Annotated in this window: 11 protein-coding genes and 1 pseudogene; 7 read left to right on the top strand and 5 right to left on the bottom strand. The window is 68.8% G+C overall.

Annotated elements, in window-relative coordinates; translation table 11 throughout:
• Positions 1-219 (bottom strand): annotated as a pseudogene (locus tag AC1DY5_RS18855) (sugar ABC transporter substrate-binding protein); the annotation flags it as partial.
• Positions 220-380: 161 nt separating this feature from the next.
• Here AC1DY5_RS18855 and AC1DY5_RS18850 point away from each other — a divergent pair.
• Positions 381-1,307 (top strand): carbohydrate kinase family protein, encoded by a 927-nt coding sequence (locus AC1DY5_RS18850; protein WP_478113736.1) that lies wholly within the window; start codon positions 381-383, stop codon positions 1,305-1,307.
• A gap of 131 nt (positions 1,308-1,438) precedes the next feature.
• On the top strand, positions 1,439-6,973 hold the full coding sequence (locus AC1DY5_RS18845) for a CHAT domain-containing protein (protein WP_478113734.1): 5,535 nt from the start codon (positions 1,439-1,441) through the stop codon (positions 6,971-6,973).
• Positions 6,974-6,987: 14 nt separating this feature from the next.
• Here AC1DY5_RS18845 and AC1DY5_RS18840 read toward each other — a convergent pair whose 3' ends face one another.
• From AC1DY5_RS18840 to AC1DY5_RS18830, 3 genes are all read right to left on the bottom strand, one after another.
• The gene (locus tag AC1DY5_RS18840; RefSeq protein ID WP_478113732.1) at positions 6,988-7,752 is read right to left on the bottom strand and encodes an N-acetylmuramoyl-L-alanine amidase family protein; all 765 of its coding nucleotides are present in this window, start codon (positions 7,750-7,752) and stop codon (positions 6,988-6,990) included.
• Between the two features lie 4 nt (positions 7,753-7,756).
• The gene (locus AC1DY5_RS18835) at positions 7,757-8,872 is read right to left on the bottom strand and encodes a toll/interleukin-1 receptor domain-containing protein (protein WP_478113730.1); all 1,116 of its coding nucleotides are present in this window, start codon (positions 8,870-8,872) and stop codon (positions 7,757-7,759) included.
• A gap of 197 nt (positions 8,873-9,069) precedes the next feature.
• The gene (locus AC1DY5_RS18830) at positions 9,070-9,966 is read right to left on the bottom strand and encodes a caspase family protein (protein WP_478113728.1); all 897 of its coding nucleotides are present in this window, start codon (positions 9,964-9,966) and stop codon (positions 9,070-9,072) included.
• Positions 9,967-10,227: 261 nt separating this feature from the next.
• Here AC1DY5_RS18830 and AC1DY5_RS18825 point away from each other — a divergent pair, with 261 nt between their 5' ends.
• From AC1DY5_RS18825 to AC1DY5_RS18810, 4 genes are all read left to right on the top strand, one after another.
• Positions 10,228-10,992, top strand: coding sequence for an SDR family oxidoreductase (locus AC1DY5_RS18825; protein WP_478113727.1), 765 nt, complete (start codon positions 10,228-10,230; stop codon positions 10,990-10,992).
• A gap of 101 nt (positions 10,993-11,093) precedes the next feature.
• Positions 11,094-11,474: an oxalurate catabolism protein HpxZ gene (hpxZ, locus tag AC1DY5_RS18820; protein WP_478113725.1), complete on the top strand. Its 381-nt coding sequence runs from the start codon at positions 11,094-11,096 to the stop codon at positions 11,472-11,474.
• The gene (locus AC1DY5_RS18815; protein ID WP_478113724.1) at positions 11,471-12,298 is read left to right on the top strand and encodes a fumarylacetoacetate hydrolase family protein; all 828 of its coding nucleotides are present in this window, start codon (positions 11,471-11,473) and stop codon (positions 12,296-12,298) included. Before hpxZ ends, AC1DY5_RS18815 begins: the two co-directional genes overlap by 4 nt.
• 131 nt (positions 12,299-12,429) lie before the next feature.
• Positions 12,430-13,044 (top strand): retropepsin-like aspartic protease family protein, encoded by a 615-nt coding sequence (locus AC1DY5_RS18810; RefSeq protein WP_478113722.1) that lies wholly within the window; start codon positions 12,430-12,432, stop codon positions 13,042-13,044.
• Between the two features lie 3 nt (positions 13,045-13,047).
• On the opposite strand, the gene AC1DY5_RS18805 is transcribed toward AC1DY5_RS18810, so the two are convergent.
• Positions 13,048-13,650: a TetR/AcrR family transcriptional regulator gene (locus AC1DY5_RS18805; protein ID WP_478113721.1), complete on the bottom strand. Its 603-nt coding sequence runs from the start codon at positions 13,648-13,650 to the stop codon at positions 13,048-13,050.
• A gap of 97 nt (positions 13,651-13,747) precedes the next feature.
• Here AC1DY5_RS18805 and AC1DY5_RS18800 point away from each other — a divergent pair.
• On the top strand, positions 13,748-14,112 hold a 365-nt coding region (locus AC1DY5_RS18800), incomplete at its 3' end, for an MFS transporter (protein WP_478113719.1).

The following is a 14,112-nucleotide window of genomic DNA, read 5'->3' as shown; positions in this document are numbered from 1 at the left end:
GACCTGGCCGGCGTTGTCGCCGTCGGTCTTGCCCGCGCCCGACAGCAGCTTGGCGCCCTTGGCCTTGGCCTCGGCGGTGGCGCCTTCCTTCATCTTGACGAAGAAGGGGTTGGTCTCGGTCTTGGTGATCAGGCCGATCACGGGCTCGGCGGCCTGGGCCGGGAGGTGGGCGGCCAGCACAGCAGAGGCCAGGGCGGCGGCGAGGGTGAGCTTGAACATCGGGTTGTCTCCGGGGATTGCAGGCGGACCGCCTGCGGGGCTTGAAAAAAAACCTGGGGCCCTTCGAGGGGCTTTGCGTCGGGGGGCGATGCAACTATAGTTGGGTTCGAGTTATTAAATCAAGTTGATTTATTTAGTAGAAACCCGAAGGAGACATCAATATGTTCGTGGTCTGCGGTGAAGCTCTGATGGACGTCTACATGGGCGAGTCCACGCCCACCGGCATGCGGCTCGATGCACGCATCGGCGGCTCGCCCCTAAATGTGGCGCAGGGCCTGGCCCGACTGGCCCGGCCGGCGGCCTTCCTCTCCACGCTGTCGACCGACGCCATGGGCGAGCGCTTGCTGGCGTCGCTGGTGGCCGAGGGTGTCGACACCTCCCTCGTCTTGCGCTGCGACGCTCCGAGCACGCTCAGCGTCGTCAGCATCGACGCCACCGGCGTGCCTCGCTACGACTTTCACGGCGACGGCTCGGCCGACCGGCAGCTCACGCCCCGCATGCTCCCCGCGCTGCCGGCGGAAGCGCGCGTGCTGCAGTTCGGCTCCTACGCGCTCGTGGTGGAGCCGGTCGGCAGCACGCTGCGCGCGCTCGCGGCAGCCGCGCGTGCCCGATGCCTGATCGCCTACGACCCCAACGTCCGGCTCAATGTCGAACCGGACATTGCCCGCTGGCGCGAACTGGTCGAGGACATGGTCGCGCTGGCGCACCTGGTCAAGGTGAGCGAGGAAGACCTCGCCCTGCTTTACCCGGGCGAATCACCCGAGCAGGTGGCGTCGCGATGGCTGATGCGGGGCGCGGCACTGGTGGTGGTCACGCGCGGGGGCGCGGGCTCCAGCGCGTGGACAGCCAGGGTCCGGGCCGAGGCGCCGTCCTGGCCCGTGAAAGTGGTCGACACGGTCGGCGCCGGCGACACCTTCCAGGCCGCGCTGTTGACCTGGCTGGATGAACACGATGCACTCGCGCCCGCGGCGCTGGCGGCGCTAGACCACAGGCAACTGGAGGCGCTGCTGCGCTTCGCGGCGCAGGCCGCGGCGATCACCTGCTCCCGCCGCGGTGCCRACATGCCCAGGCGTTCCGAGCTGCCCTGAGCCTGCCCGAGCGCGAACTTGGCGCCGACTGTCTTCGAAGACATACTGCGTCACCCGCCCTCGACCTCCCCTCGCCCGCTGCTTTCCTTGGCCGACGATCCGTCGAGATGGAATTCCGCAAGGAGGTTTCATTGACCGATCCTGTCAGGAACATCACCTTCGTCATCCCCAACCGGTTGCTGAAAGGGGATTCGGGCATGGCGGCCGACCGGGCCGCTGCGACCACGGCCCGCGGCGCCGTTGCGGTCGCGGCCACCCGGACGCTCGCGGCGGGCACCGCTGCGGCGACGCGCGGCGAGGATGACATGGCCAGCGTGGTCGCCCGCGACGGCGAGGATGTGGTCGAGTTGACCATCGCCAATGGGCCGACGCTGGTGCTGAGCCCGCAGAGCGCCGCCGACCTGCTGCGCTCGCAGGCCCCCGCCGGTACACGCGGCGCGGTCGCGATCACGGATGCCGGCGCGCTGGTCGTCACGCCGCAACTAGGCTGGCCCGGCCTGGAGGCGGCCGCCAGCCGCGGCGCGACACGCGGCTGGATGGGCGAGGTGGCGCTCTCCGCCTTCAAGGTCCTGACCGGCTTCGGCAAGGACGACGCGGCGACGCTCGCCGCCTCGCTGATCACAAAGAAGGTCGACGGCGCCGTCGTCGAAGGCGTCTACCGCCTGCCGACCGATTGGCAACCCGAACCCTTCATGAAGGGCGCGATCCGCGCCGCTCCGGTGCCGCCGGCCGAGGACGGCGGCCCTCTGCTGGTCCTGGTGCACGGCACCTTCGTCGATACCTTGAGCACCTTCGGCAAGCTGTGGCTGCTGCACCCGGAGAAGGTGCGCGCGCTGTTCAGCCAATACGGCAACCGCGTCTATGCGCTCGATCACCCGACCCTCGGCAAGAGCCCGATCGGCAATGCGCTGGCCCTGGTGCGCGCGCTGCCCGCGGGCGCCCGCCTGCACCTGCTCACGCATTCGCGCGGCGGGCTGGTGGCCGAGGTGCTGGCGCGCGCCTGCAGCGGCGCCGCGCTCGGCGAAGCGGAACTCTCGCTGTTCGCAGCCGCCGCCTACGACGACGAGCGGGCGGATCTGCAGGCGCTGGTGGCCGAAGCGCAGCTGAAGGGCTTGCGCATCGAGCGCATGGTGCGCGTCGCCTGCCCGGCGCGCGGAACCACGCTGGCATCGGCCCGGCTCGATGCCTACCTCTCGATACTCCAGTGGGGGCTCAAGCTCGCGGGCGTGCCGGTGGCGCCGGAGCTGGTCGATTTTCTGCACGAGGTCGCGCGGCGCCGCGCCGACCCGACGCAGCTTCCCGGCCTCGAGGCGATGATGCCCGAGAGCCCGATCGTCAAGTGGCTCGACATGGGCAACGTCCAGATCCCCGKCGACCTGCGCGTCGTGGCCGGCGACATGCAGGGCGACTCGATCGGCTCCTGGGTCAAGACCTTGATGGCCGACGCGTTCTACTGGGCCGACAACGACCTGGTGGTGCAGACCGGCTCGATGTATGGCGGCGTGCCGCGGGCCGCCGCGGGCAGCGCCAGCTTCCTGCTCGACCGCGGCGCCAAGGTCAGCCACTTCAACTATTTCAGCAACGCCAGCACCGTCGATGCCATCGTCGGCGCGCTGCTGGAGAACGCGCCGCAGGGGTTCGCCGCCATCGGGCCGTTGTCGTGGCGCGGCGAGAGCTCCGACGGTTCCCGGGCCGCCTTGCAAGGCCTGCTCGCGCGCGGCGCTCGCTCGCCGGCCGAGGAGCTGGCAGCCGCGGCGCGCCCGGCGGTCTTCGTCCTGCCCGGCATCCTCGGCTCGAACCTTAAGGTCGGCGCCACGCGGGTCTGGTTGGGCATCGCCTTCCTGAACGGGCTCCTGCAGCTCAAGTGGGACCCGGCGACCGCCGACGACATCCAGCCCGACGGTCCGATCAAGGGCACCTACGAAGGTCTCATCGATCGCCTGGCCGAGACCCACACCGTGATCCCCTTCGCCTTCGACTGGCGGCGGCCGATCGAGGACGAGGCGCGGCGCCTGGCCGCAGCCGTCGACGCGGAGCTCGACGCGCGCGCGGCCAGCGGCCAGCCGGTGCGGCTGCTCGCCCATTCGATGGGCGGCCTGGTTGCCCGCACGATGCAGATCGTGTCGCCGCAGACCTGGAGCCGACTGATGGCGCATGCCGACGCCCGCGTGCTAATGCTCGGCGTACCCAACGCGGGGTCCTGGGCGCCGATGCAGATTCTCTCGGGCGACGACAATTTCGGCAACGCGCTGGTGGCCTTCGGATCGTTGCTGCACAACGGCGAGGCGCGCAGGATCATGGCAGGCATGCCGGGCCTGTTGCAGATGCAGGCCGGCCTGCTCGATCCGGCCTACGGCCTGGGCGACGCAACAAAATGGGACGCGCTGGTCAAGGCCGACAGGGACGCATTGGCCACGCGCAGCGTCTGGCATCGGCTCGACACGCAGAAGGCCGTCTACGACTGGAGCGCGCCGCCGCAGCAGGTCCTCGATACCGCGACCCGCCTGCGCCGCCAGCTCGACGAGCAGGCCGCCGCGCTGGGTGACGCCAAGGCGAAGATCCTGCTGGTCGTGGGGCGGGGGCCGTTCACACCCACGGGATGCGTGATCGACAGCAACGTCGGCCTCGAGTACCTGGGCTCGTCCGATGCGGGCGACGGCCGCGTCACCTACGAGAGCGCGATGCAGTTGGGCGTGCGGACCTGGAAGCTCGATGCCGAACACGGCAGCCTGCCCGCCGTGCAGCAGGCCTGGGCCGCCTATGTCGATCTCTTGACATCCGGCACGACCACGCTGCTCGATGCCTTCGCCCAAGCCAACCGCGGCGCATCCGCCGGCGCGGTCCCGCTGGCCGCGGTGGTGCGCAGCCGGCCGTCGCGCGGCCTGTTCAACTCGGCGCCCCCGTCCACCGATGCCGACGTCTTCGATTTCTCGTCGAGCGCAAAGCTGCGCTTGCCCACGACGGCGGCACTCGAGGTGCAGGTGCTCAACGCGGACATCCGCTTCGTCCAGCCCGCGCTGCTGGTGGGGCACTACAGCGCCATGCGGCTGTCGGGTGCCGAAGCCGTCGTCGATCGGCTGGTCGCCAAGGGCATGAGCCGCGGCCTCGATGCCGGCCTGTATCCGGACGCGATCGGCTCGCACCAGATCTTCGGCAATTGGCGCGGCGATCCCGAGAACCCGAAGCGCATGGCCAGCCCGGTTGCGGCCATCGTCTGCGGCCTGGGCCCCGAGGGCAAGCTGCGTGCGGTCGATCTGGTGTTCACGGTGCGCCAGGCGATGCTCGCCTATGCCCAACGGCTGTCGGAAACGGAGGGTGGTGCCCCCGCCGACTTCGAACTGGCCGCGACCCTGATCGGCAGCGGCGGCTCGGGCATCAGCACCGGCGCCGCGGCGATCGCCGTGGCGCAAGCCGCGGTCGAGGCCAAGCAGCGGCTGGCAAAGAGCGGCTGGCCGCAACTCAGCCGGCTCGTCATCGTGGAGTTGTACCTGGACCGTGCCGGCGATGCGTGGCGCGCGCTTCACGTGCAGCAGACGGCGGCGCCCGGTCGGTTGAAGGTCGTCGGCCACGTCGAATCGGGCGCCGGCGCCATGACGCGGATGGTCGATTCGGGCTACCGCGGCACCAGCTACGACCTGATCAGCGCGCTTCGTGCCCCCAACAGCAGTGCCGCCAATCCGGTGATTGCCTACACCCTCGATACCCAACGCGCGCGGACCGAGGTTCGCGCGCAGCATGCGCAGGGCAACCTGCTGCGCGACATGGTGGCAAGTGCTTCGAACGACGGCAACCCCGACCCATCGATCGGCCGCACCCTGTTCAACCTGCTGGTGCCGATCGAGATGGAACCTTTCCTCGGCGGTACCAGCGAGATGGTGATCGAGCTGGAGCCCAACACGGCCGGCATCCCCTGGGAGCTGCTCAACTCGAACCCCGACCCGAGCTCCGACGACCAGCGGCCGTGGGCGATCCGCAGCAAGCTGATCCGCAAGCTGCGGCTGGAGGACTTCCGCGCCAAGCCGCGCGATGCCACCCCAGAGGCCGCCATCCTGGTCATCGGTGAACCGGAATGCGACCCCCAGCGCTATCCGCGCCTGGAGGGCGCCCGCCGCGAGGCCGTGGCGGTGGCCAACCGCCTGCAGTCCGTTCGCGCGGCCGGCGCCGTGGTGTCGCTGGTCGAGCAGCCGAACGCGCAGACCATCCTGAACGCGCTGTTCAAGCAGCCCTATCGCGCGGTGCACATCGCGGGGCACGGCGCCTTCGGGCCGAACGGCGGCGTCGTGCTGTCCGGCAGCAACACCTTCCTGGGCGCGAACGAGATCCAGGCGATGCGCGTGGTGCCGGAACTCGTGTTCCTCAACTGCTGCCACCTCGCGGGTCGCGAGGCCTCGAGCGTACTCAAGCCCGATGCGGGTCCGAAGTCGTACGACCGCGCACAGTTTGCCGCCAACACCGCGGAGGCCCTGATCCGCATCGGCGTGCGATGCGTGGTCGCCGCCGGCTGGGCCGTCGATGACGCCGCGGCGGAGACCTTCGCGACCACCTTCTACGAGTCGCTGCTGGGCGGCGCACGCTTCAGCGAAGCCGTCGCCGCCGCCCGGGCGGCCGCCTGGAACGCCGACAGCGCGGGCAACACCTGGGCCGCGTACCAATGCTATGGCGACCCGGACTGGACCTGGCGCAGCGAGACCGCGGACGCCAAGGGTCCGCGCCGCTCGCCGGCCGACGAACTGGCCGGCGTGGCTTCGAGGGTGTCGCTCGAACTCGCGCTCGAGAAGATCGCGGTCGATGGCGAATACCGGGACGAGGACAAGGTCGGTCTCGGCGACAAGCTGGTCTACCTGGAAAAGGTCTTCGGTCCCCTGTGGGGCGGATTGGGCATCGTGGCCGAGGCCTTCGGCAAGGCCAACGCGAGCCTCGGCAGGCGCGCGCAGGCCGTCGCGTGGTATCGCAAGGCCGTCGACGCCGAGGACGGCACGGCTTCGCTGAGAGCTGCCGAGCAGCTGGGCAATCAACTGACGCGCCTGGGCGAGTCGACCGGCGACATTGCAAGCATCGAAGCCGGCATCGCTCTGCTCCAGAGCCTGGTCGCGATCAGGCCGACCTATGAACGCGAGAACCTGCTGGGCTCGGGATGGAAGAGAAAAACGCTCGCTCTGTCACGGCTCGCGGGCCAGGCGGAGGCCGCGAGCGCCGCGCTGGACCAGGCCGCCGAGCACTATCGTCGGGCCGACGAGAAGGCCAGGGAGAGCGGCGAGATCAAGCGCTTCTACGCCGCGAAGAATTGCCTCAGCGCCGAGATTCGCGCCGCGCTGCTGGCCGGGCGCACGCTCGAACTGCCGGACGCCCGCATCCGGGACGTCCGCGACGCGCTGCAGCTGGCCGTGACGAAGCAGCCAGACTTCTGGTCGGTGGTCGGCCAGACCGAGCTCGACATCCTGGTCGCCCTGGTCCGCGGGCGCCTCGAACAGGACACCCCGTACTTCATCGCGACGCTGCGCGACCTGAAGGCACGCGTGCCCTCGCCGCTCATGTGGGACTCTGTCTGGAATGAAGCCAGGTTCGTGCTCGAGCCGTACATCGGGGCGCAGCCGCCCGGTGTTGCGCATCCGCAGGCCTCGGACCTGCTGGAGACACTCGCGCAATTGAAGGCGTCGCCGCCTTGAGGCTGCCCCTGAATTCAACGCGTAGGGCGTGAGCGGCGTTGCCGCCGGCCTTGGTCGCAGAACTGCCGCACCGCATCGGTGACCGCCCCGGCGAGCGTCCGGCGAAACGACGGGCTGTCGAGCTGCATTTCGTCCTGCCTGTTCACGATCAGCCCGGCCTCGATCAGCACCGCCGGCATCGCGGTCGCCTTGAGTACCACCAGATCGTCGAACCGGTAGATGCCGCGTGCCGAATCGATCAGGGTTCTGTTCTCTCCGGCGATCGGTTCGGCGTGATGCAGCGAGGGTGCCAGTTGGCGACGGCGGAGTTCGGTGCCGAGCAACTCGGCCATCCGCAGGCTGCCGCGCGGGTCGGCATTCCTTGCCGACACGAACAGCGAGTAGCCGCTGAATCTGTCGCTGTAGCGTTGCGCCCTGCCCTCGTATTGCCAGTCCGACATGTAGTGGGGCTGCACCGAGTCGTGATGCAGCGAGAGGAACAGTCGCGCGTGGCGCTCATTGGCGCGCGCGGCCCTTTCGGGCAGCGTGATCGAGGCCTGGTCCTCGACCGTCAGAAAAGACTGCCCGAATCCGGCACGCCGCAATTGCTCCAGAACGACGGTGGCCAGTTGCTCGTTGAACCAGGCCTCCGGAACGCCCCGGGCGCTCGTGGCACCCGGACCGGACCGGGTGTGTCCCGGATCGATGGCCACCGGGAAGCTGCCCTTGTCGCAGGCCTGAACGAGCATTGCGGCCAGCAGCAGAGGCCAGAGCACCGCTGAATCGCGGATGGCGCGCATCGGATCAGTTCTGGGCGTTGAGGATCCGCTGGCGCTGCTCGACGATCAGCAGCTGTCCATCGATCGGGCGCACGCGCAATTCATCCCGCGCCGTGCCCGACTTGCTGTCGCCGCGTGCCGGGCTTCGTACGGAGTACCTGATCGTGTACGACAGCAGCGCCGATCCGTCCCCTGATGACCGATCGATCTCGATCGGCCCCACGAGCTGGTTCTCCAACTCCGGCCAGCGGCGTTGATAAGCCACTTTGTCCTTCAGGATGAAGGCCTTCGTGGCGTGCCGCTGGTCGAAATACTCGACCTCCTCGGCATAGAAGGACATCAGCTCGCTGGCGCTCGAATGGCCCTGCGCGTGGAGGTATAGCCGGACGAAATCCCTGAGTTGGCTGTCGGTGGCGACCTGCCGCGTCGGCGCAGGCGGTGCCACGTCGACCGGCGGCATGGGTACCGGAGCCAGCGGCACCGGCTGCACGGGAGCTTCCGCGGGAGCGGGTACGTTTTTGACCGCGACCGGTGGAGGTTGCGCCGCGGGTGCCCGCGTGTCGACGGCCTCCTGGGGAGCCTCGGGCGGCTTCACCGTGGAGCTTGCTTCGGCCGGCGGGGCCGACGTCGGACGGCTGACCGCGAGATAGCCTGCGATCGTCAGCAGCACGGCCACCAGCAAGACCAAGGCCTGGTTGGTTCTGCGCCCGGATGCGGGCCGCGGAACATCCGTGTCGCCGGGTGGCGGCGCCGGGCGGTCGTCGAGTGCAGCGGCCAGTTCCCGATAGCCCCGATCGTAGTCATCGACGAAGCTGACGAACTGCAGGCGTTTGAGCCGAAAGGGAATGACGCAGTTCTTCGCCAGCACGGGGATGACTTTCTTGTTTTCGCCGAGGGCATAGGACACTTCGTCCATCACATTCTTCGACGCGACTGCGGCCGGGGAGAGCACCGCCAGCAGACACGAAGAGGTCTGCAGCGCTTTCTCGACTTCCTCGTCCCAGCGTGCGCCCTTGGCAATGTCGAGTTGATCGACCCAGACGCGGCGGCCGTCCCGCCGCAATGCGGCGGCGATCTTCAGCACCAGTTCGGCATCTTCGCGCGAATAGCTGAAGAAGATCTCTGGCGTTGCGTCTGGCATGTGCTCCTCTTGCTTTTTCGCCGCCGCCGGACGAGAACCATGGCCTGCAGCGCATCTTCATCCATGGCGGGTCTTCAGCACAATCCGACGGACGGCATCGGAAGCAGCGAATATTGAAACAAGTGGTTTCGTCGCCCGCAGGGCGGAAGGCTCGCCAGCGGCAGCGCAGTGTGTGGGTCTGCGGCGTTGTCGGCAGCTCAGACCGTGAACGGTGTTTGCTTGAGGAAAGCCGCGGCATCACCGAGAACGAACAGGTTGGGCGATTGCGTCGCCGGCATCGCCGCCTTGATGCGGGCGTAGAAGTTGCCGTAGCTGCCCTTGAACGCCCCCTGGTTCCAGACCTTCAGGAGCTTCTCGGTGAAGGCGCCGTTGTGGTCGCCATCCATCGAGGTCTGATTGTCCTGGCAGCCCGAAATCAGAATGACGGCCGGATTGAACTTGGCCACCACCGTGCCCGCCTGCCCCGCGGTGCCTACCTGCGAAAGTGCCGTATCGGGATCGACCACCATGCCGCCCGCCGCTTTCTTGACCTCTCGCTGGAGCTTTTCGTAGAAGTCCGCGTGCGCTTCATTGACTCGCATCTGCACCGCCAGGGGCATCATCTTGGAGCGCATGCCCGGGGGCGGAGGGGGCGGCATGTCGCGCGCCACGGTACCGCTGTGGCAGCTGTCGGACAACAGCAGGATGCGCACGCCGGCCGCGAACTTGCTGAGCTCGAAGTAGAGCTCGTCGTCGATCAACTGCCCGTCGTAAAGGCACCAGGTTTCGTCCTTCTGGTCGGCCTCGTCATGATCGATGTCCTTCACCTGGCCGCCATGGCCGGAATAACTCATGAAGAAGATCCCGCCGGCCTTGAGCGCGCTGGACGCGCTTCGCATCGCGGCGAGAACATTGGCCCGGGCGGCTTTCTTGGTCAGGAGCACCGTGGACTTCATGGCGTGGGACTTCGCGATGGCGGCCATGTCCATGGCATCGAATTCGCAGGCCGAGAGTGGACCGTCCCAACCCGCGTAGGCGTCTGCGCTGACTGCGTTGAGGCCGACATGCAGGGAGACCGCGTTGCTGCCGGCGCGAGAAGCTGTCTTGGTCACCATGATCCACTCCTCTTCTGATCGTCCTCGCCCGTCGCCCTGCGAATTGGCGGCTTGCGGCCAACGCCATGATCGCCTTCGCCTTCGCCTTCGCCAGCGCCAGCGCCAGGGGCAAGGGAAAGGGCAAGGGGTGACGCGAGGCTAACCCTGCATCACGAAGGATGGCAACCTCCATCGGGTGGAGCATGTGTCACGCCCCGCCGGGCCGACAGCGTGCTCGTGCCGGCGCGACCCCTGCTATCGTTCGCTTCACAGGAGGCATCCATGTCTTTGTTCTCTCTGGCCGGCAAGGTGGCCATCGTCACGGGGTCGTCGCGCGGCATCGGCCGGGCCATTGCGCTGCGGCTGGCCGAACACGGCGCCAGGGTCGTGATCTCGTCGCGCAAGGCCGAAGCCTGCGCCGAGGTTCGCGACGAGATCAACCGCGCGCAGGGCGACGGCGCCGCCATCTCGATACCCGCCAACATCTCGTCGAAGGACGAGCTCAAGCATCTGGTCGACGAGACCACGCGGCAGTTCGGCCGGGTCGACATCGTGGTGTGCAACGCCGCATCCAACCCCTACTACGGCCCGCTCGGCGGCATCGGGGACGACCAGTTCCGCAAGATCCTCGAGAACAACGTGATCGCCAACCACTGGCTGATCAACTTCGCGGTGCCGCAGATGATCGAGCGCAAGGACGGCTCGATCATCATCGTGTCCTCGATCGGCGGCCTGCGCGGCTCGCCGGTGATCGGCGCCTACAACATCTCGAAAGCGGCCGACTTCCAGCTGGCGCGCAACCTCGCGGTCGAGTACGGCCCGCACAACGTGCGCGTCAACTGCATCGCGCCCGGCCTCATCAAGACCGACTTCGCGCGTGCTCTCTGGGAAGATCCCGAGACCTTGCAGCGCCGCACCGCGAGCACGCCGCTGCGGCGCATCGGCGAGCCCGACGAGATCGCCGGCGCGGCCGTGTTCCTCGCCTCGCAGGCCGGCGCCTTCATGACGGGGCAGAGCCTCGTGATCGACGGCGGCGTCACCTGCTGAGCCGGGCCCGTCCGCCGACGCCCTGGTACGCTTCTTGAGTGTTCATTGCGCCAACGCGGAATGCCGCGCAATCGAAGCTCCCAACCTTCATCCGGATGTCCATGGACCTCGCCATCAACCTGCCGCCCGTCCTCGCCGAAGTCGAGGCCGTCTTCGACGAATACGAACGCGCGCTCACCAGCAACGACGTGCCGGCGCTCGACCGCCTGTTCTGGGATTCGCCCCACACGCTGCGCTACGGCGCCGGCGAGAACCTCTACGGCTTCGAAGCGATCCAGGCCTTTCGCCGAGGCCGGCCCTCGAACAACCTGGAGCGCGAGATCACGGCGCGCGCAATCACCACCTTCGGCACCGACTTCGCGGTAGCCAACATCGAGTTCCGCCGCGAGGGCAGCGAGCGCATCGGCCGCCAGAGCCAGACCTGGGTCCGCATGCCCGAAGGCTGGCGCGTGGTGTCGGCCCATGTGAGCCTGATGTTATGAGCGCCGCCCGAACGCCCCATGGTGACGATCGGTTGCAGCCGCTGGTCGACGCCCTCGCTGGCGCGCGGCGCAGCGGGCTGGCGCTCGCGATCGCGCCCTGGCTCGGTTTGCTCGAGGATGCCGACGAGGCCTACGCGGTGCAGGACCGCGTGGCGGCCGCGCTCGGATGGTTCGGCGGCGCGGCGCCGCGCTACTGGAAGTCGGGCGGGCCCTCGCGCCTGGGCGCACTGACGCACGCCGGCCTGCCGCCAGGCGGCGTGCATGCCGTGGCGGACGGGCAGGCCGCCTCGCTGCAGGCGCAGCACTTCCATCGCCGCGGCGTCGAGGCCGAAGTCGCGCTGCGCACCCGGCGCGATGTCACGGCGGACGAGGTCGCCGGCTGGGAAGGCGGCAAGGCGCCGCCCGCGCAGGATCTGGTCGACGCAATGGCGGTGGCAATCGAAGTGGTGGACATCCGCTGGGCCCTCCCTCTGCCCGGGGGCGACCCCGCCGCCGTGGCCCTGCTCAAGCTGGCCGACCAGCAGGCCCATGGCGCCCTGGTGCTGGGCGAATGGCGTCCCTTCGAAGTGCGCGACTGGTCACGCCAGCGCTGCGAGCTCAAGATAGGCGGCGGGCCGGTCCAGGGCTTCGAGGGCACGCATTCGCTGGGCGATCCGGCCTGGCTGCTGCCGCAGTGGCTGGCCCATGCAACCCGCGACGGCCGGACGCTGCCCGCCGGCACCGTGGTCACCACCGGTACCTGGTGCGGCCTGGAGGACGCGGCGGCAGGCGATCGGGTCGAAGCAAGCTTCCCGGACCTGGGTTCGGTGGCGCTGCAGTTCTGAGAGAGACGGGCCAGCCCGCGCCGCCGCCGATCGTCTCCAGCAGGCCGTTCGGCCGGCGTAGGAAACGTCCGACGCCACGGGGGCCACCATGGGCGCATCGTTCGATATGTTGTCCAACGCGAGGTGACACCATGAGCGACTCCTTCAGGTTCCCGCGGACGCCGCGCCGCCTCGGCGCGCTGCTGCCCCTTGCCTTCCTTGCCATGGCCCTGCTGCCGGCGGCGGCCGCCGAGCCGATCTTCAAATGCGGCAAGAGCTACACCAATCTCCCGCCAGGCTCGGAGCCGGGCCAGCTGCGCGCCCGCGGCTGCGTGCTGCTTGATGCCGCGGCGGCGCCGAGCCCGAAGACACAGAAGATCGCCATCGATGGCTCCCACCAGGTCACGGTGCCGATCGGCCAGGACGGCCGCTTCTGGATTCGCGGCTCGGTCAACGGCTTCCCGGTGCAGTTCGTGATCGACCGCGGCGTCACCCTGCAGGCAGGCGTTGCGGTGACCGAGGATTTCGCTGCCCGGGCGAACCTGATCGGAGGCAGCCCGGCCCATGTGCAGACCGCGGGCGGTGTCCTGGACGGGCGCCGCATCGAAGGCGTGCCGATGACTTTCGGGCCCTTCAGGCTACGGCAGGCCACCGTCGTCGTGGCCTCGCTGGGCGACAAGTCGTCGGTCGCCCAGCTCGGCCGCGATTTGTTGGAGAACTTCGAGGTGACCGCCAACGATCGCGAGATGACGATCATCGGCAAGTAGCACCTACGCCGCTGCCCTGGGCTTCGACCTGGCGCGGCCTGTCGATGTCGCCGCATCCAGCATCAGGGCCGCCATCTCGCGCGCCGCGACGGCGGCGCCGCTGCCCGCCCCCAATTGGCCGGAAACCGCTGCGCCGTCGTACAGCAGCACCAGCTGGGTCGCCAGGTGATCGGGATCCGCGGCGCCGGCATCCCGGGCCAGGCCGGTGAAAAGGTCCTTCATCCACCCGCGGGCGTCGTCGCAGGCGGTCTTGACCGGCGTGCCCGGCTTCGACTCGGCCGCCGCCCGATTGAAGGCGCAGCCCCGGAATCCGGGCGCGGCCATCACGTCCTCCATCGCATCGAAGACGGCGAGCAGGCGATCGCGCGGCGTCTCGCCGCGCGCGATCCTGGCGTCGATGCGCGCCTTGCGGGCCTCCTGCCGCGCCTGCAGGTAGGCGCGAATCAGCTCCTCCTTGCTGCCGAAGCAGTCGTAGAGCGAAGCCTTGGCGACGCCGGCACGCTCGATCACGCGCTCGATGCCGACCGTATGAATGCTGCCTTCGTAGAAGAGTTCGTCCGCCGCCGACAGCAGGCGCTCGCGCGCCGAGCGGCGTTCCGGAGCCACTGATTGTTTCGCTTCCATGGGCTTGACATTACCAGACCGGTCTGTACACTGCAAGCACCAGACAGATCGGTCTGTCTGCTTTCTTCTCGGAGTCGCCATGTCATCCCTTTGCCCCACCGCGATCGCCGCACCGCCGCAGGCTCAGCGCCGGCTGTCGTCGAACGCCGCTTTCCTGCTGCAGGCCTCGATGACGCTGGGATTCCTGGCCGGATCGAGCGCGCCGACGCCCTTCTATGCCATCTACCAGAAGCAATGGGGCTTCTCTGCCACGATGCTCACGCTGGCCTTCGGCATCTATGCGCTCGCGGTGCTGTCGTCGCTCCTGGTCGCCGGCCGGCTGTCGGACCACGTGGGCCGCCGCCCGATCCTGATCGGCGCCGCCGCGGCCCAAGCCCTGAGCATGTGGGTGTTCGCGACCGCTGAGGGCCTGCCGGACCTGTTGCTCCTGCCGGACCTGTTGCT

The sequence above is a fragment of the Variovorax sp. P4_D9 genome (assembly GCF_056401695.1).
Note: the sequence above shows the minus strand (reverse complement) of the source record. Positions and strands in the feature narration are given on the sequence as shown.